Annotated in this window: 13 protein-coding genes; 10 read left to right on the forward strand and 3 right to left on the reverse strand. The window is 58.5% G+C overall.

Annotated elements, in window-relative coordinates; all coding sequences use genetic code 11:
- Positions 1–178: 178 nt before the first annotated feature.
- Genes DWX25_RS00855 through DWX25_RS00865 form a run of 3 tightly spaced genes read right to left on the reverse strand, consistent with a single transcriptional unit; the run spans position 179 to position 4847 of the window.
- Entirely contained in the window at positions 179–2035 is a 1857-nt protein-coding gene (locus tag DWX25_RS00855) for an ABC transporter ATP-binding protein (protein WP_117798446.1), read from the reverse strand.
- Positions 2035–4401 carry an ABC transporter ATP-binding protein gene (locus DWX25_RS00860; RefSeq protein ID WP_117798447.1) on the reverse strand — a complete coding sequence of 789 codons (2367 nt, stop codon included), beginning with the start codon at positions 4399–4401 and terminating at the stop codon, positions 2035–2037. The genes DWX25_RS00855 and DWX25_RS00860 overlap by 1 nt, the downstream gene beginning before the upstream one ends.
- Complete coding sequence (locus DWX25_RS00865) at positions 4398–4847, reverse strand: MarR family winged helix-turn-helix transcriptional regulator (protein WP_117798448.1); 450 nt, start codon at positions 4845–4847, stop codon at positions 4398–4400. The genes DWX25_RS00860 and DWX25_RS00865 overlap by 4 nt, the downstream gene beginning before the upstream one ends.
- 250 nt (positions 4848–5097) lie before the next feature.
- Here DWX25_RS00865 and DWX25_RS00870 point away from each other — a divergent pair, with 250 nt between their 5' ends.
- The 10 genes from DWX25_RS00870 to pflA all read left to right on the forward strand — a co-directional run bounded on the left by DWX25_RS00870 (position 5098) and on the right by pflA (position 17998).
- Positions 5098–5847, forward strand: a complete 750-nt coding sequence (locus tag DWX25_RS00870) for an SDR family NAD(P)-dependent oxidoreductase (RefSeq protein ID WP_117763451.1) — start codon at positions 5098–5100, stop codon at positions 5845–5847.
- A 108-nt stretch (positions 5848–5955) separates the two neighbouring features.
- Complete coding sequence (locus DWX25_RS00875) at positions 5956–6972, forward strand: 2-keto-3-deoxygluconate permease (RefSeq protein ID WP_117735727.1); 1017 nt, start codon at positions 5956–5958, stop codon at positions 6970–6972.
- A gap of 468 nt (positions 6973–7440) precedes the next feature.
- Positions 7441–9492 carry a formate C-acetyltransferase gene (pflB, locus tag DWX25_RS00880; RefSeq protein WP_117735726.1) on the forward strand — a complete coding sequence of 684 codons (2052 nt, stop codon included), beginning with the start codon at positions 7441–7443 and terminating at the stop codon, positions 9490–9492.
- Between the two features lie 85 nt (positions 9493–9577).
- Positions 9578–9829, forward strand: coding sequence for an autonomous glycyl radical cofactor GrcA3 (gene grcA3, locus DWX25_RS00885; protein ID WP_055252439.1), 252 nt, complete (start codon positions 9578–9580; stop codon positions 9827–9829).
- A gap of 411 nt (positions 9830–10240) precedes the next feature.
- Positions 10241–11251 carry a LacI family DNA-binding transcriptional regulator gene (locus DWX25_RS00890; protein WP_225093894.1) on the forward strand — a complete coding sequence of 337 codons (1011 nt, stop codon included), beginning with the start codon at positions 10241–10243 and terminating at the stop codon, positions 11249–11251.
- Between the two features lie 184 nt (positions 11252–11435).
- Positions 11436–12818, forward strand: a complete 1383-nt coding sequence (locus DWX25_RS00895) for a family 43 glycosylhydrolase (protein ID WP_117743236.1) — start codon at positions 11436–11438, stop codon at positions 12816–12818.
- A gap of 45 nt (positions 12819–12863) precedes the next feature.
- Positions 12864–14315 carry a PTS transporter subunit EIIC gene (locus tag DWX25_RS00900; RefSeq protein WP_040358954.1) on the forward strand — a complete coding sequence of 484 codons (1452 nt, stop codon included), beginning with the start codon at positions 12864–12866 and terminating at the stop codon, positions 14313–14315.
- Positions 14316–14416: 101 nt separating this feature from the next.
- Positions 14417–15859, forward strand: a complete 1443-nt coding sequence (locus DWX25_RS00905; RefSeq protein ID WP_158553143.1) for a glycoside hydrolase family 32 protein — start codon at positions 14417–14419, stop codon at positions 15857–15859.
- 277 nt (positions 15860–16136) lie between these two features.
- The gene (locus DWX25_RS00910; RefSeq protein ID WP_117743234.1) at positions 16137–16991 is read left to right on the forward strand and encodes a DegV family protein; all 855 of its coding nucleotides are present in this window, start codon (positions 16137–16139) and stop codon (positions 16989–16991) included.
- Positions 16992–17179: 188 nt separating this feature from the next.
- Positions 17180–17998 (forward strand): pyruvate formate-lyase-activating protein, encoded by an 819-nt coding sequence (gene pflA / locus DWX25_RS00915; RefSeq protein WP_117635676.1) that lies wholly within the window; start codon positions 17180–17182, stop codon positions 17996–17998.
- Positions 17999–18015: the final 17 nt, after the last annotated feature.

Consider the following 18015-nt stretch of genomic DNA (forward strand, 5'->3'; position numbering starts at 1 on the left):
TGGCTGTTACTAAAAAGGTGACAGTACTCATATTTGCCATTTTTTGCCCACGGGGTCTTGAGGGAGAGCGTCAATCAGGTTCCAGGGGAGGCGTTTCGAGGCCCAAAGGACACAAAACGGGGGCGCAGGTTGTCCTGCGCCCCCGTTCTCGGGCGTTATTCGTTCCCTGCGGCAGAATTTACGCCGCTTCGTCGAACTGCGAGTTGTACAGGTCGGCGTAGAAGCCGCCTTGGGCGAGCAGCTCATCGTGCGTGCCCTTCTCGACGATGTCGCCGTCGCGAATTACCAAGATCACGTCGGCGTTGCGGATCGTGGACAGGCGGTGCGCGATGACAAAGCTGGTGCGGCCCTGCATCAGCGCATCCATGGCGCGCTGAATGAGCTCCTCGGTGCGGGTATCCACGTTGGAGGTCGCCTCGTCCAGAATCAGCGCCGGGCGGTCGGCCAAAATGGCGCGAGCGATGGTCACGAGCTGGCGCTGGCCCTGCGACAGGTTCGTGCCTTCCTCATTGATCATAAAGTCGTAGCCGCCGGCGAGCGTATGGATAAAGTGATCGCAGCGCGCTGCGCGTGCAGCTGCCTCGACCTCGGCATCGCTCGCATCGGGGCGTCCGTAGCGGATGTTCTCGCGGATGGTGCCGTTAAACAGCCAGGTATCCTGCAGCACCATGGCAAACTCGCCGCGAAGTGCCGCGCGGTCCCAGTCGCGCGCGTCGATGCCCTCGACGCGTAGCGAACCGTCGTCCACATCGTAGAAACGCTGCAGCAGCTTGATGAGCGTGGTCTTGCCGGCGCCGGTGGGGCCGACGATGGCGATGGTCTGGCCGGGCTGCGCCTCGCAGCTAAAGTTGTGGATGATGGTCTTGTCGGGCGTGTAGCCAAACTTGACATGGTCAAACTCAACGTGGCCGGGGCGCTTTTCGGGAATCTGGGCGTCGGCCTTCTGCTCCTCTTCGGGCGCGGCGAGGAACTCAAAGACGCGCTCGGTGGCAGCTGCCATCGACTGCATCGTGTTGCTCACGTTGCCCAGCTGCTGCACGGGTTGCGTAAAGTTGCGAACGTACTGGATAAAGCTCTGAATATCGCCAGGCGTGGCATTGCCGGTCAGCGCGAGCTGCGCACCCACCACGACGACGCCCACGTAGCCCATGTTGCCCACCAGGCTCATAAGCGGCATCATCAGGCCCGACAGGAACTGCGAGCGCCAGCCGCTAATAAAGAGACGGTCGTTCTCCTTATCGAACTCCTCGATCGAGGCCTCGGCGCGGTCGAACACCTGAATGACGTTCTGGCCGGCAAAGTCCTCCTCGATAATGCCGTTGACGGTGCCCAGGACCTGCTGCTGCTCGCGGAAGTACGGCTGCGAGAAGTGAATCATCACCATCAAGATAATCGCGGCGGCCGGCAGCGTGAGCACGGTGACGCCGGTGAGCGGCAGGCTGATCGACAGCATCATGACGAGTACGCCGATAATCTGCGTGATGGACGTGATGAGCTGCGTCACGCTCTGGTTGAGCGACTGGCCGAGCGTATCGACGTCGTTGGTAATGCGGCTGAGCACGTCGCCCTTGCTGTGGCCGTTGAAGTAGCTCATCGGTACGACGGCGATCTTGGCGGCGATCTCCTTGCGCATGCGGTAGCAGATCTTTTGCGTAACGCCGGTCATGAGCCAGCCCTGGATCAGGCTGCAGGCAGAGCTCGCCAGGTACAGGCAGAGCAAAAAGCCGAGCGTCTTGGCGATCCAGTTAAAGTCGACATCGCCGGTACCGTTGACCTTGGCAACCAGGCCTTCGAACAGCTTGGTCGTAACCTGGCCGAGCACCTTGGGCCCCACAATGTTAAAGATGACCGAGCACACGGCAAAGGCGACGGCGGCAAACACGGCAACCTTGTGTTGGCCGATATAGCCGAGCAGCTGCCGAATGGTGCCCTTAAAGTCCTTGGCCTTTTCGCCGCGGCCCATGCTGCCCATACGACCCATGGGGCCACGCTGGCGGGTGGGTTTGGGAATCTGAGTCTTGGTCTCGTCTGCCATTATCGCTCGCCTCCTTCCATAACAGCTGCAATCTCTTCTTGGGTAAGCCCCAGTTCCTCGGCAGAAAGCTGCGACTGTGCGATCTCCAAGTACGCCGGGCAGTTGTGCAACAGCTCCTCGTGCGTGCCGGTGCCCACTACGTGGCCGTCATCGAGCACGATGATCTGGTCGGCGTGCATGATGGTCGCGATGCGCTGGGCCACGACCACGAGCGCAGCGTCAGTGACGTTTTTGGCAAGCTCCTCGCGCAGGCGCGCGTCGGTCTTGTAGTCGAGGGCGCTAAACGAATCATCGAACACTAGGACCTCGGGCTTTTTGGCCAGGGCGCGGGCGATGGCCAGACGCTGGCGCTGACCGCCCGAGACATTGGAGCCGCCCTGGCTGATGGGGGAGTCGTAACCGCCCTCGCGCTCGGCGATAAAGTCCTCGGCCTGTGCGATGCGCGCTGCCTGGCGCATATCCTCGTCACTAACCATATCGCCGGCAAACTTGAGGTTGCTCTCGACGGTGCCCGAGAACAGACGACCCTGCTGCGGGATGTAACCGATGCGACGGCGCAGCTCGGAAAGGGTCATATCGCGCACGTCGATACCGTCGAGCGAAATGCTGCCGCCCGTCACGTCGTACAGGCGCGGAATCAGCTGCACGAGCGTGGACTTGCCCGAGCCCGTGGAGCCAATGATGCCGAGCATCTGGCCGGCGTGCGTGGTGAAGTTCACGCCGCTGATGACATCGGCGCGGGCATCGGGGTACTGGAAGCTCACGTCGCGGAAGGTGAGCTCACCGCGCGGCGCGTTTGCCGCGGGCAGCTTGGGCGAGACGGGGTCGTTGATGCTTGTGGGGCAGGTGATGACCTCTTCCACGCGCTCGGCTGCGACCTCGGCGCGGGGCAGGATGACCGAAACCATGGTGAGGATCATAAACGCCATGACGATCTGCATGGTGTAGGAGATAAACGCCATCATGTTGCCGACCTGCATCACGCCGTCGGACACGCCTTGTGCGCCAAACCAGACGATAAGCACGGTGATGCAGTTCATGACGAGCATCATGAGCGGCATCATAAAGCTCATGGCGCGGTTGGTGTAGAGCTGCGTGGTCATCAGATCGAGTGATGCCTTGTCAAAACGCTCGAGCTCGTGCTCCTCGCGGTTAAACGAGCGGATGGGCATAAGGCCGTCGAGCAGCTCGCGCGCGGTAAGGTTCACGCGGTCCACAAAGCTCTGCATCTTTTTGAACTTGGGCATGGTGAGGCCCATGAGCACGCCGACGACGGCCGAGACCGCGATGATGGCCACGGCGATGGTCCATTCCAGGCCGGTGTGGTTGGCCAGGACGCGCATGACCGCGACGATGCCCATGACGGGCGCCATGAGGCACATGCGGATGAACAGGGTCGCTGCCATCTGGATCTGCTGAATGTCGTTGGTGCAGCGGGTGATGAGCGAGGCCTGGCTAAACTTGCCCACCTCGGCCGGCGAAAAGTGCATGACCTTGTTGAAGGTCTCGCGGCGCAGGTCGCGGGCGATGGAGCAAGCAGTGCGCGAGGCCACGGCGCCGGTCAGGATGGTGGCGACAAGCGACACCAGGCACAGGCCAAACATCGTGGTCGCCATACGGCCCAGGTAGGAGTTCTGCACGTCGGCGGGGTCGATACCCTGCGCCTTGTACTCGTCCTGCACGTAGGTCACGGCGCGCTGCGTGACGATGGAACCCGACATGGAGCCCATTTTGTCCGCCATCTCGTTGGCACCTTCGACGAGCTTGCTTTGGTCTACCAGACCGCCCTCGATGCCCAGACGTAGGCTCTTCATGGTGATCTTACCGCCGTCGGCATCAATCTGCTTTTGCATGTTCTGTGCCGCTGCGGCCTTCTGCTGCATTTCGGCGAGCTGCTCGGGCGTCATCGCCGCCATCTGCTCGGGGGAGGGCATGGCCTGGGCGGCGCTGTTATCTTTCTCACTGGACGTGCCCATCATGTCGCCCATGGAGCTGGCATCGATGCCCTGGTTGAGCGAAAGGACGACGGTCTCGGGCAGGCTCATGATATCGGCGAGCTTGCTGCCGTCGGCGCGCTCATCTTCTGTTCCCTTGTACGTTCGAATGCCGTTCTTGTTCGCCTTGCTAAACACGGCCTCCACAGCCTTGGCATCCTTGGCGCTCATAAAGAGCTTGAGGTCATCGAGCGATTCGGCGCGAATGGTGTCGGGTACGGGCGAGGCGATGCCGCCTTGCTGCACGCCCACATCGACGATGTCACTCATATACGTAGGTAGCGCTAGGTCGGCATTGCAGCTGATTACGATAAGTACGATAGCTGTGAACAGTGCCAGAATATGCTTTTTAAAGAGCTTGAGAATCCTCACTCGGCATCTCTCCTTTCTTGATTGCGGTCGATAATTTCGTTGGCGCGTCTAAGAAGGCGCACCATCTCTTGGGTATCTGTTTCGCCGAGCTGCTCGAGGAAAGCCGCGGTGCGGTTCTCGAATTCCCGACGTTTGATTTCGAGATCCTGGAATCCCTTGTCGGTCACCGTGACGTGTACGCGACGACGGTCGGTCTTTGAGTGCTCGCGCTCGACCCAGCCCTTGGCTTCGAGAGCGCGCAGGATATTGGCGATGCGGGCGCTCGAGACCCAGGCACGATCAGCGAGTTCGCTCGGTGTGAGCGAACCACCAGCGAGCATGAGGGCGCGCATGACGGCCATCTCGCCGCTCAGGGCCTGGTCGGCAAAGCGCGAAATGCGCTGATGCATGCTGCCAAACTCGGTAAAGAGCTGACGCCCAAGCGCATGGAAATCGGTATCTTCCACCGAAAACCCCTAACACTAGAAACTATTTTCGGTGGAAGATGATACCCACATACGCGGGCTTCATGCGGTGAGCAATATAAAGAGCGCATAAAGACTTAAAACCATTCAATTGGTGAAGCGTTTCAAAGAATTATCATGCACGCGGTTGGGCGAGGGGTTGTCACCACCATGACGATTGGGACTCAAGTAACGCCACGCGCGATGCTCCAACTTCCCGCAAGGAGACACCTGAATCAAGGGGGTTGGAGTCATGGCATTTGACTTCACGGGCAAAACCGCGATCGTTACCGGCGGCACTCAGGGCATTGGCCTCGAGATTGCCAAGGGTATCGTTGCGGGCGGCGGACACGTCGCGCTCATCGCAAGGAACGCTACCAAGGGCGAGGCCGCGGTGGCCGAGCTTGGCGAGGGCAACAAGTTCTACCAGCTCGATGTCGCCGATGCGTCCAAGGCGCGCGAGACCGTCGAGCAGATCTTCGCGGATCTGCCCCAGACCAACATTCTGATCAACTGCGCCGGTGTCATCAGCACCAAGAAGTTCGACGAGATCGACGACACCGAATGGCGCCGCACCATCGACATCAACCTCAACGGCACCTTTACCATGATGAATGCCGTGTACCCGCACTTTAAGGCGGCCCACACCGGCACCATCGTCAACGTGAGCTCTGTGGCCGGCAAGATCGGCGGCGGCCTGCTCGGCACTGCTGCCTACGCAAGCTCCAAGGCCGGTGTCAACGGCCTAACCAAGGCGGTCGCCAAGGAAGGCGGTAAGTTCGGCATCCGCTGCAACGCCGTGTGCCCGTCGCTTACCCTTACCGACATGACCTCGATTCTCTCTGATGAGAACTCTCAGCGCATCATCAACGGTATTCCCCTGGGCCGCGCTGCCCAGGCTAGCGAGCCTGCACAGATGGTGCTGTTCTTTGCTTCCGACCTCGCCAGCTTCGTGAACGGCGAGATCGGCGACTGCGACGGCGGCATCGTTCTGGACGGGTAATACCCCGCGGCGATAATTCGGCGACGGCTCCTGCGACTCGGGACCGTCGCCTTCTTTCTGACTCAGGAGCGTGTGGCCGCGTGTCACACGCATCAAAAGGAGATATAAATGAGTGAATCGACTGCGGTGGAGGCGCCGGCAACAAAAGAGCCGTTCTTTAAGATGTCCTCCATCCCGGGCGCCAATATCCTGGTGCCGCTTTTTTTGGGTTGCCTGCTCAACACGCTGTTCCCCGACCTGTTTAAAACGCTCGGCAGCTTTACGCTCGGTATGACCCAGCAGGGCGCCGGCCCGCTTGTGGGCGCTTTTTTGCTCATCGTCGGTACGACGATTTCGTTTAAGAGCGCTCCTGCTGCCGCTGCCCGCGGTGCCATTATCATTGCCGTCAAGCAGATCGTGGTTGTCGCCGTGTCGCTGCTCATCCTTTATGTGTTCAACGACAACCTGTTTGGCATCTCGGCCATGGTGATGCTGGCCGCTTGCACGGGTGCCAACAACGCTATGTACGCTGGATTGATGGGCACCATGGGCAACGAGGCCGAGCGTGGCGCCGTCGCCATCACTACGCTGGTTGTCGGCCCTCCGGTCACGATGATCGTGCTCGGCGCCGCCGGCCAGGCTCCGATCGGCTGGTCGCTCGTGGGCGCCATCCTGCCGATCGTCGTCGGCATTATTCTGGGTAACCTCTTCCCGAGCTTTAAGAAGATGATGGCACCGGCACTTTCCGCCATCATCGTGCTCGTCTTCTTTGCCATGGGCTCGACCATGACTTTTGGTCAGCTTATCAACGGCGGTCTTCCCGGCATTCTGCTCGGCGTGATCTGCTCGGTGGTCTTCGCTGTCCCCGTTGTTGCGGTCGATAAGCTTACCGGTGGCACCGGTGTCGCAGGTGCGGCAATCTCCAGCTGCGCCGGAGCCAATGTGGCCACGCCTGCTGCCATGGCTAGCGTCAACGAGGCCATGTACGGCGGTGCGGTGCTCGCGACGGCTACGGCTCAGGTTGCAGCCTGCGCTATCGTGACGGCCATTTTGACCCCGCTGGTCACCAGCTGGTGCTACAAGCATTTTCAGGGCCAGCAGAGCAACAGCAAGGCAGCGACCGGCAGCGCCGCCTCAGCCGCTTAATGCCAAGCGGCAATCAAAGCTAAAAAACTAGCCACGCCACAGGGCGGCCGCGGGGAAAATCCCGTGGCCGCCCTTCAGTTTCTGAAGGGTCTCTAGGACACTTTACCCTGCTAAAGCTGGCATAACAGCTAGAGTGAAGGACGTATAAAGGCAAGGGGAAATATCAAACAATTCGGTGAACGGTAGCTGATGACGCGTGCGTTTCCTGCGGATTTGTCAAAAAAGGACTAATGGTATAAAAAAAGGAACATATAACAGCCCTGATGAAGGGGGTGGCTATGTTATCCTTCACAGACGGGTGAAATCTTGGGTTTAGGGTTGCAAGACCAAGGTGAATAAACGTTTTTCCCTGCGCTAACGCGCGATGAAAGGCGAATGAAGCCGGTCATGCAGGTCGAATATTCAAGAATTCAATAAGCAGCGGTGTGAGAGCGCCGCATAATACGTAACTAGGAGCGTGGTTACACAATGCAGGAGGCATGGGAAGGCTTCAAGGAAGGCATCTGGACGGGAGAGGTTGACGTCCGAGACTTCATCCAGAAGAACTACACCCCCTACGAGGGCGACGAGTCGTTCCTCGCCGGCCCGACCGAGCGTACCAAGGAGCTGTGGGGCGAGGTTCTCGACCTGCTGCTCAAGGAGCGCGAGCAGGGCGGCGTCCTCGATATGGACACCAAGACCGTCACGGGTATCGTGAGCCATCCCGCTGGCTACATCGATAACGCCCATCGTGAGAAGGAGACCATCGTCGGCCTCCAGACCGACAAGCCGCTCAAGCGCGCGTTGCACGTCAACGGCGGTATCCGCATCGCTTGCCAGGCTGCTAGCCAGCACGGCTACAAGATCGACGAGAACGTTGTCGAGCGCTACACCTTCGAGCGCAAGACCCACAACGCGGGCGTCTTCGATGTCTACACCCCCGAGATGCGCGCTTGCCGTTCGGCCCACATCATCACCGGTCTGCCCGATGGCTATGGCCGCGGCCGCATCATCGGCGACTACCGTCGTGTCGCCCTGTACGGTGTCGACTACCTGATCAAGGACAAGGAGGCCCAGAAGGCTTCCACCCCGACGGTCATGACTGCCGACAACATCCGCGATCGTGAGGAGCTGCAGGAGCAGATCCGTGCCCTCGGCGAGCTCAAGATGATGGCCGAGACCTATGGTTTCGATATCTCCAAGCCTGCTACCAACACGCAGGAGGCCATCCAGTGGATGTACTTCGCCTACCTCGCTGCCGTCAAGGAGCAGAACGGCGCCGCTATGTCCATCGGCCGTACCTCCACGTTCATCGACATTTACGCTGAGCGCGACCTTGCCAACGGCACCTTCACCGAGGAGCAGATCCAGGAGTTCGTGGATCACTTCATCATGAAGCTCCGCATGGTCAAGTTTGCCCGTACCCCCGAGTACCAGGCCCTGTTCACCGGCGATCCGCAGTGGGTCACCGAGTCCATCGGCGGCATGGGCGTCGACGGCCGTACGCTCGTTACCAAGATGAGCTACCGCTACCTGCACACGCTTGAGAACATGGGCACCAGCCCCGAGCCCAACATGACCGTTCTGTGGTCGACCCGTCTGCCCGAGAACTTCAAGAAGTTCTGCGCCAAGACTTCCGTCGCCAGCTCCTCGATCCAGTACGAGAACGATGACCTCATGCGTGTTTACCACGGCGACGACTACGGCATTGCCTGCTGCGTGTCCTCCATGCGCATTGGCAAGGAGATGCAGTTCTTCGGCGCCCGCGCCAACCTGGCCAAGTGCCTGCTGTACGCACTCAACGGCGGTGTTGACGAGGTCTCCAAGAAGCAGGTCGGCCCCAAGTACCGCGCCGTCGAGGGCGACACGCTCGATTACGACGACGTCGTGGCAAAGTACAACGACATGATGAAGTGGCTCGCTGGCGTGTACGTCAACTCGCTGAACATCATTCACTACATGCACGATAAGTACTGCTACGAGCGCATCCAGATGGCTCTGCACGACAAGCACGTGCACCGTTGGTTCGCTACGGGCATCGCTGGCCTTTCCGTCGTGGCTGACTCCCTGTCTGCCATCAAGTACGCCAAGGTCCACCCCGTCCGTGACGAGAATGGCATCATCGTCGACTTCGAGACCGAGGGCGAGTTCCCCAAGTACGGTAACGACGACGACCGCGTCGACCAGATCGCTCACGACGTTGTGCACCAGTTCATGGAGTACATCCGCATGAACGACACCTACCGCAACTCCGTGCCCACGACCTCGGTTCTGACCATTACCTCCAACGTCGTGTACGGCAAGAAGACCGGTTCTACGCCTGATGGCCGCAAGGCTGGCCAGCCCTTCGCCCCGGGTGCTAACCCCATGCACAAGCGCGATAGCCTCGGCGCCATCGCCTCGCTGTCTTCGGTTTCCAAGCTCCCGTTCCGCGATGCTCAGGACGGCATCTCCAACACCTTCTCCATCATCCCGGGTGCGCTCGGCAAGGAGGACCAGGTGTTCTTTGGCGATATCGACCTTGATCAGCTGGGCGAGTAACTATTGTTAATGCTATACTAACAATAACGATTACTGATTGGCGCGCCGGTTTCGGCCGGCGCCTATCAATCGAAGGAGACACATTATGAAGGTTTCTGAAGTTTCCGAGACTCAGGCCGATAACCTGGTCCACATGCTCGACGCTTACGCCGAGAAGGGTGGCCACCACCTGAACATCAACGTCTTTAACCGTGAGACGCTGCTCGACGCTCAGGCTCATCCCGAGAAGTATCCGCAGCTGACCATCCGCGTTTCCGGCTACGCCGTGAACTTCCACACACTCACCAAGGAGCAGCAGGACGAGGTCATTTCGCGTACCTTCCACAACAAGTTCTAAAGGGACTCAACTCCCACCGGAGACCCGGCAAGGCCTACGCACTTTGCCTCTCAAACGTCCTCGCCGCTTCGCGGCTGCGGAATGTTTGCGAGACAAAGTGCTCCCGGCCTTGCCGGGTCTCCTGCGTTGTCGCCCTTTAGGGAACCACGCTAAATCAAAATTGGTGTCCTCGGACATGCAAAGAGGCTCGCTGCGCACTTCGTGCGGCGAGCCTCTTTGCGTCCTGCGGAATATTTTGGGAGGTAGCCCAAACAGCCTTGGCTGGGTCCTGTGTAGTCACCCTTTAGGCGGAACTCTCCTAATTATTTGGATGAGTCGTTTACTTACTTGTACTGTTACCGTCTTCCCGCTCTTGTTGGGGTATGCTTTGTTCGTATGTAAACGTATGACATGTTGATGGGGGAGGGTGCTATGGCTCGCGAGAGTGCTCGTTCTAAGGATACGGCTAAGCCTGGTATCAAGGAAGTTGCGGCGGTGGCGGGGGTTTCGCCTACTACGGTATCTCGCGTGCTTAATAATCGCGGCTATATTAGCCAAGAGACCCGCGATAAGGTCCATGCCGCGATGAAGCGCATCAACTATACGCCCAACGATATCGCCCGTGCCATGCTCAACGGTCGCCTGAATCTTATCGGTATGATCGTCCCCTATGTCAGCAGTCCGTTTCATGCCCAAGTGGTTCAAGTCATTGAGCATACCCTGGCCGAAAACGGTTTTAAGATGCTGCTGTGCAATAGCGCCAATCGACCCGAGCTTGAGCGCTCTTATATCGACATGCTTCGACGCAATATGGTTGATGGCGTCATCGTCAACTCGCTTAATATCGGTGCCGAGGCGTATGCCGAGATGGGTTTGAGTCTGGTTGGTATCGACTGCGACCTTGGCGAGGCCTCTGTTCAGATTGCGAGCGACAGCTATAGTATCGGCGAACTTGCCACGCGTCGCCTGATCGATGACGGGTGTTCGCGCATCCTGTGCCTGCGCAGCAATAGCCGCATGCGCATGCCTGCCAATAAGCGTACCGATGCCTACCTCGATGTTGTTGAGCAGGCCGGTTTGCCCGCGCTTGTCCGTGAGGTCGAGTTCGTTAAGCCCGACGACGAAAAGAGCGCGGTCGTTGCGAAGATCCTCGATGAGAACCCCGATATTGACGGCATCTTTGCGGGAGACGACACGATGGCGGCTATCTGTCTTAACGTGATGAAGCAGCGCGGCTTGAGCGCTCCGGGCGATATTAAGGTCGTGGGCGCGGATGGTGCCCGCCGCACTATGACGTTTATGCCTGACTTAACAACCGTTCGCCAAGATATCGATCGCATCGGAGAGCTCGCGGCGCAATCCATCATTGCTCTTATTAACGGCGAAAAGCCCGAATCGAATATCAAGCTCCCCGTTGAACTCATTGAGGGTAAAACCGCGTAGTTCATCCCGTGCCAAAAGAATTCCTCAAACACCTCTGATGACCGTTCGCCAGCATATGTCAACCGTTTGCCGACGACTGGAACTGCGAAAAGACGTATTGGTGTGAAAACGTTTGACATATGAAAACGATTGACATATCTTGCAGTTGTACCGAGTTAGTATCTCGTGAGAAAGGAAGTCTCGGATGCACAAGGTGTATTACCAGCCTGAGGGAATTTGGGTAGGCGACATCATGCCGTACGGCGAGGACGGCACGTTCTATCTCTATCATCAGCGTGACACGCGAAACCCCGGACCTTTCGGAGAGCCGTTTGGCTGGGCACTCGCGACAACCAAGGACTTCGTCAATTACAAAGACTTTGGCGAGAGCCTTGAGCGTGGCGGCGACGAGGAAGTCGACCAGTATGTTTATGCCGGCACGGTGTTTAAGGTGGGCGACAAGTACCATGCGCTCTACACTGGTTGCAATCGCGATAAGGTCAAGGCACGCTTGATGAAGCAGGTTCTTCTTCACGCAACGAGTGACGACGCCGTCAAGTGGGAGAAGAACATCGCCGAGACGCTGCTTCCGCCCCAGGAGGGTTACGATGACCGCAACTGGCGCGATCCCTTTGTGCTTTGGGATGAGGAGAACGAAGAGTACATGCTCATCCTCGGCACGCGTGTGGGCGAGGACAAGCGTCTGATGACCGGTCGTCTGGTCAAGTTCACCTCCAAGGACCTGGATACCTGGGAGTTCCAGGGCGACTGGTGGAATCCGGGCCTGTACACCATGTTCGAGATGCCTGATCTCTTTAAGATGGGCGACTGGTGGTATCTGGTGTTCTCCGAGTACAGTGATGGCAACAAGACCCGTTACCGCATGTCTCGCTCTATCAACGGTCCTTGGATCACTCCTGCGGACGATTCCTTCGATGGCCGCGCGTACTATGCCGCGCGTACCGCATTTGACGGCGAGCGCCGCGTTCTCTTTGGTTGGGTTCCTACGCGTGACGAGGGCGGCGACCCCAGCTCTTACCTGTGGGGTGGCACCTTTATGCCCCTCGAGATCGTTCAGCGTGCCGACGGAACGCTCGGCACCAAGCTTCCTGACAGCATGCTTGGCGCCTTTGGCGAGGCTAAGGCAGTCGAGGCCTTTGAGCTCTCCTGCGAGTCGGGCAAGGTCGAGCAGGTGCTCGCCGCGGATGCCGGTTCCACCTATATGCTCGATGCCGACATCGAGCTCGCCGGTGACGCTGCCGGCTTCTCGGTGAAGCTTGCCGAGGACGCCGAGTCCGGTCTTGCCTATGAGTTCCGCGCCAACCTGCGTGAGGGCAAGCTCGAGTTTACGGCGGCCCCCCAGTATCCGTGGTTCCAGGTCAACAACATGGGCCTCGAGCGTCCGTTGTTCTTTAAGGGCGAGGGCACTCATCATGTGCGCCTGGTCGTTGACGACGATATCGCGACCATCTTTGTCGATGATGTTGCGCTTAACGCTCGATTCTGCAATAAGCAGGGCCAGGGTGTGGCGCTGACGGTCACCGACGGTACGCTTAAGTGCGCAAATGCAACGATCGCGTCTCTGTAATGGCATCAAAACGTCTTATGATTTCGTAAAGGAATGGAGAGGAACATGGACTACAAAGTAGTGTCTCAGCAAGTCGTCGATAACGTCGGCGGTCTGGAGAACATCGAGGGCGCCACGCATTGCGTTACGCGTCTGCGTCTGGTGCTCAAGGATACGAGCAAGTACAACAAGGCCGAGCTCGAGAACATCGATGGCGTCAAGGGCGTGCTGTACAACAGCGGCCAGCTCATGATCATCTTCGGTACCGGTACCGTCAACAAGGTTTACGATGAGTTTATGGCTCTGACGGGCGTTAAGGAGATCAGCGCTTCCGAGGTCAAGGGCGCCGAGGCGGACAAGAAGGGCAAGTTCTTCTCGGTCCTCAAGGTATTCTCGGACATCTTTATCCCCATCATTCCCGCTTTCGTCGGCGCTGCTATCATCATCGGCCTTAAGTCGCTGATCGTTGCCAACGGCCTCTTTGGCATGGAGGGCAGCCTCGCCGATCACAGCGAGTTCCTCAAGAACCTCGCAAGCTTCTTTGCCATTATCGCCACCACCTTCGACTACCTACCTGTCCTGGTTATGTACAGCGCGGTCAAGCGTTTTGGCGGTAACCCGATCCTGGGCATCCTCGTCGGTATCGTCATGGTTCACCCGAGCCTTATGAACCGTAACACGTTCGTTATGGACCCGACGGGTGCTGAGTACTGGAACTTCGGTCCGCTCTCCATTCCCATGGTTGCTTTCCAGGGCGGCGTGTTCCCTGCAATCCTGACTGCCTGGTTTATGGCCAAGGTCGAGAAGATTGCCCAGAAGTACATCCCCGAGGTCGTTTCGTTCGTCTTTGTCCCGACCGTTACCCTGATTCTTGCTAACGTCGCCCTGTTCACCGTGTTCGGCCCGCTCGGCAACCTGATCGGCGACGTCCTCGCCGGCGTAATCGATATCCTGTACAACAGGATGGGCGTCTTCGGTGCCTTTGTCTTTGCCGCATTCCTGCAGCCGCTCGTCGTTACCGGTACGCATCAGTTCATCCAGGGTATCGAGGCAAACCTCGTTGCCACGACTGGCTTCAACTACATCCAGGCAATCTGGTCGGTTTCCATCATCGCCCAGGGCGGCGGCGCCATCGGCATGTACCTCATTCACAAGAAGCATTCCAAAGAGCGCAACATCTGCATGTCGTCCTTTATCCCGACGCTGGTCGGTATCTCCGAGCCCGCAATCTTTGCTGCAAACATGCGCTACTCGATCATCCCGTTCATCTGCGCTTGCATCGGTGCAGGCTGCGGCGGTGCCTTCGTGAAGCTCTTTGAGGTGCGCGCCATCGGTCAGGGTCTGACCGGCGTGCTTGGCCTGCTCATCGTTACGCCCGAGACGCTCGTGTGGTATGTGGCTGGCAATCTCATCGCCTTCATCGTGCCGATCGTCTTGATCTTTGCCTACAACAAGGCAAAGGGCGTGCCGACCACCGATGAAGAGGGCGCTGGCGCTGGCTTCGACGTTAGCTTCTAGTTGAGCCGTTCAGCGTAATGTGCGGATAAGTCCATTTGGGGAAGGGCGTTCGGCTCGTGTGAGTCGAGCGTCCTTTCCTATAGACGAGAAGGTCAATGGCGATGTTTAATCAAAAAAACAAGGTGATGCGTGCGGACTATGAGCAGTGGCGTGCCGGACAGGATGAGACGGCGGCTCGCATCGCGTCCGACCCCGATAGGCTTTTGTTCCATGTGGAGCCTGAGCTTGGCTGGCTCAACGACCCCAATGGTTTGGTTCAGATTGGTGATACGTATCACATCTATCATCAATACGATCCGTTCGATGCTGCGCATGGCGGTCCAGTGCTTTGGAACCATCTGGCGACAAAGGATTTTGTGACGTACGAGAATCACGGTCCCGTGCTGTTCCCCGATTCCGATTTGGATTCGAGTGGAGCGTATTCTGGTTCTGCCTTTGTACGTGATGGCAAGATTCACTACTTCTATACCGGCAACGTTAAGCATTTTGACCGTGATGATTACGACTACGTGTTGACGGGCCGTGAGCAAAACCAGATTCATATGGTTGCCGAGAATCCCGACGAATTGGGCGAGAAGCGCATAGCTGTTGGGCCGGTCGATTACCCCGACGATATCGGTACGCACGTGCGCGACCCCAAGATCCTTGAACACGACGGTATCTACTACATGGTTCTGGGCGCTCGTACGAAAGACGACCGTGGCTGCGTGCTTGTCTATACCTCGCGCAATCTTGAGGACTGGAGCTATGCGACGCGCATTGAGTTGGGCGAGAAGTTTGGCTTTATGTGGGAGTGCCCCGATCTGTTTGAGCTCGATGGCGAGCTTATTCTCGTTTGCTGTCCGCAGGGTGTGCCTGCCGATGGTTGGCGTTACCGCAATCCGCATCAGTGCGTGTGGTTCCCCATCGAGGCCGATTGGGAGGCGCCGAGCTTTAAAATCGTCGGGAAGGGCATGCCCCCGATGGTCGATGCCGGTTTTGATTTCTATGCCCCGCAGTCCTTTGAGGACGCTGCGGGTCGGCGTTTGATGATCGGATGGTCGGGTTGCCCCGATGCGACGACAGAAAGCCCGACGGCGGCGCGCGGGTGGCAGTGCGCGCTGACGATGCCGAGAGAGCTGAGCATGCGCGGCGGCAAGCTCTGCCAGTGGCCGGCGCACGAGATTGAGAGGATGCGCGGCGATTGCGTTCGTGCTGTAGGCGGTGAGACCGTTGAGGAGCCGGGACGCCTGTTTGATGTCGTGGTTTCCTGCGAGGGAGCCAAGATGATCGAGCTCGAAATCCGCAAGGGTGTCTTTGTGCGTTATACGGACGGGATGCTTGCCCTCGATATGGGCGACGAAGGCTATGGACGCGACCAGAGGTCGATCGAGCTCGGCGAACTTCGCGACCTGCGCGTGCTTTCGGACACTACGATGGTCGAGATTTTTGCCAACGGTGGCGAGGCGGCACTTACGAGCCGTACCTATTCGCCGGCGGTTCCGGCGATGGCGCTGAACGCCGAGGGTGCGGCGTCGATGGATTTCTACCGCCTCGCTCATTAACCGTGCATGGAGCACGATTGGACTTGTTGGGCGGAATGTGTCGCAGTTGCCGCGGCCAGCTACCGCTTATCGCGTATAGCGACCGTTTGCGGAATAAGTAACACTCCTTAATAAACCGTGTAGAATCTCAGATAAGCACGGAGTTTTCCAGGGAGACGCTGTCCTTTGTTGTGTGCAAGGGACGGCGTCTCTTTGGCGCTTGGAGGCCGTTCTACAGCAGGACGGTGGACGTGCGTCATATATTAAAAAACCAACGTCGAGATGGGTCGTGATAAGAATGGGCAAGTATGTAATCGTGGTTGAGTCTGGGTCGGATGTGACGCCAGAGCTCTGCGAGCGCTACGGCATCGTGCGCGTGCCCATGCATGTCACGATTGGTGACGAGACCGTCGAGGACGGCTCGATCGATCCGCTCGAGATTTATTCGCGCTGCAACGAGTTTGGTGTGATGCCCAAGACCAGTGGCTGTTCGCCAGCGGATTTTGCGTATGTGTACGACCGCATCCATGCCGAGCAACCCGACGCGACTATTTTGCATCTTGCATATTCCGAGGCCACGACCTGTTCGCATCAGTCCTCTAAGATTGCGGCTCAGGGGCGCGACTACGTGTTCTCCATGGACACGCGCTTTGTCTCGGTGGGCCAGTCGCTCGTTGTCGTCGAGACCGCCAAATACATCGAGGCTCACCCCGATGTCACCGTCGACGAAATCTTTGCATTTACGAACTCCGTCATGGACCGCGTGCTGCTGGGCTTTGTTCCTACGGACCTTGCCTTCCTTAAGGCGGGCGGTCGCTTGTCCAACGTCGCGTTCCTGGGCGCCCATCTGCTCAAGATTAAGCCCTGCATTGAGGTGACGGGTGGTAAGTTCGTGGCGACCAAGAAGTTCCGCGGCTCTATGCTCAAGTGCGCCCGTGCCTTTATTGATCACATGGTAGAGAAGGGCGAGATCGACTACTCGCATATTGGCCTGGCGTATTCGGTAGGCCTTTCCGAGGAATTGCGCGACGACATGGAAGTCTATGCGCACGGCCTGGGCTTTAAGGACGTTACCTGGACTCAGGTCGGCGGCGTCATCTCGAGCCATTGCGGCCCGACCGCCTTCGGCGCGGTGCTCACACTCAAGGCGTAAAGGCCTGGCGTCTATCGATTTCTATTGCCACGGCGGCGGGCGGGTTGCGATAACCCTCCCGCCGCTCTTGCGTGGGGTCAAATAGAACAATCCAATTGACCGCTAAACCATTTCACCATCATGCGTATGGGCTAGAATGGCTCTGGCATTTTAATTGGTTGCACCCAAGGAGAGGCAAGGTAGCGCGAATGGCAGAAATGACGCTTGAGGGTGTGGACGCTCGTCCCGAGGACTCTGCGTTTGCCCTTGGCCGCGTGCATTCAATCGAGACGATGGGAACGGTCGACGGACCCGGCATCCGCTTTGTGGTGTTTGTCCAAGGCTGTCCCATGCGCTGCGCGTATTGCCACAATCCCGATACCTGGTCGGTCAACGGCGGCACGATGGTGACCGTCGAGCACCTCATGGATGAGTTCCAGAGTAACCACGAGTTCTATCGCAGCGGCGGAATTACGGTGTCCGGCGGCGAGCCGCTCCTACAGCCTGAGTTTTTGGCCGACCTGTTCCGTGCAATGCACAACAACCCCGACGGCCGCGTGCATACCTGCTTGGACAGCTGCGGCTATGCGTTCGATCCCAACCACCCCGAGAAGTTCGATGCCGTTCTCAACGAGACCGACATGGTGCTGCTCGACATCAAGCATGCCGATCCGGCTGAGCATAAAAAGCTGACCGGTTGCGATCCCGCACGCATCTTGGCGTTTGGCGATGAGCTTGCACGTCGCAAGATCAAGGTCGTTATCCGCCACGTGGTGGTGCCCGGCATTACCGACACGGTGGAGGAGTGCGAGGCGCTCGGTCGTCTGATCGCTCCATGGCACAACGTGGTGGGCCTGGAAATGCTGCCGTATCACACCATGGGTGTCGCCAAGTACGAGCAACTGGGCATTCCCTATAAGCTTGAGGGCGTGCCCCAGATGGATACCGCGCGCATGCCCGAGCTGCGCAACGCCGTCATGACGGGCATGAAAAAGCGCCGCGCCGAACTCAAAAACGCCATCGGCTAGCGAGCCATTTTCGCTCC

Source organism: Collinsella sp. AF18-8LB, assembly GCF_003459795.1.
Classification (GTDB): Bacteria; Actinomycetota; Coriobacteriia; order Coriobacteriales; family Coriobacteriaceae; genus Collinsella.

What these genes read in the sequence shown, in the direction of transcription:
- DWX25_RS00855 (WP_117798446.1), bottom strand. Translation starts at nt 2,035, where the DNA reads ATGGCAGACGAGACCAAGACTCAGATTCCCAAACCCACCCGCCAGCGT.
- DWX25_RS00870 (WP_117763451.1), top strand. Translation starts at nt 5,098, where the DNA reads ATGGCATTTGACTTCACGGGCAAAACCGCGATCGTTACCGGCGGCACT.
- DWX25_RS00875 (WP_117735727.1), top strand. Translation starts at nt 5,956, where the DNA reads ATGAGTGAATCGACTGCGGTGGAGGCGCCGGCAACAAAAGAGCCGTTC.
- pflB (WP_117735726.1), top strand. Translation starts at nt 7,441, where the DNA reads ATGCAGGAGGCATGGGAAGGCTTCAAGGAAGGCATCTGGACGGGAGAG.
- grcA3 (WP_055252439.1), top strand. Translation starts at nt 9,578, where the DNA reads ATGAAGGTTTCTGAAGTTTCCGAGACTCAGGCCGATAACCTGGTCCAC.
- DWX25_RS00890 (WP_225093894.1), top strand. Translation starts at nt 10,241, where the DNA reads ATGGCTCGCGAGAGTGCTCGTTCTAAGGATACGGCTAAGCCTGGTATC.
- DWX25_RS00895 (WP_117743236.1), top strand. Translation starts at nt 11,436, where the DNA reads ATGCACAAGGTGTATTACCAGCCTGAGGGAATTTGGGTAGGCGACATC.
- DWX25_RS00900 (WP_040358954.1), top strand. Translation starts at nt 12,864, where the DNA reads ATGGACTACAAAGTAGTGTCTCAGCAAGTCGTCGATAACGTCGGCGGT.
- DWX25_RS00905 (WP_158553143.1), top strand. Translation starts at nt 14,417, where the DNA reads ATGTTTAATCAAAAAAACAAGGTGATGCGTGCGGACTATGAGCAGTGG.
- DWX25_RS00910 (WP_117743234.1), top strand. Translation starts at nt 16,137, where the DNA reads ATGGGCAAGTATGTAATCGTGGTTGAGTCTGGGTCGGATGTGACGCCA.
- pflA (WP_117635676.1), top strand. Translation starts at nt 17,180, where the DNA reads ATGGCAGAAATGACGCTTGAGGGTGTGGACGCTCGTCCCGAGGACTCT.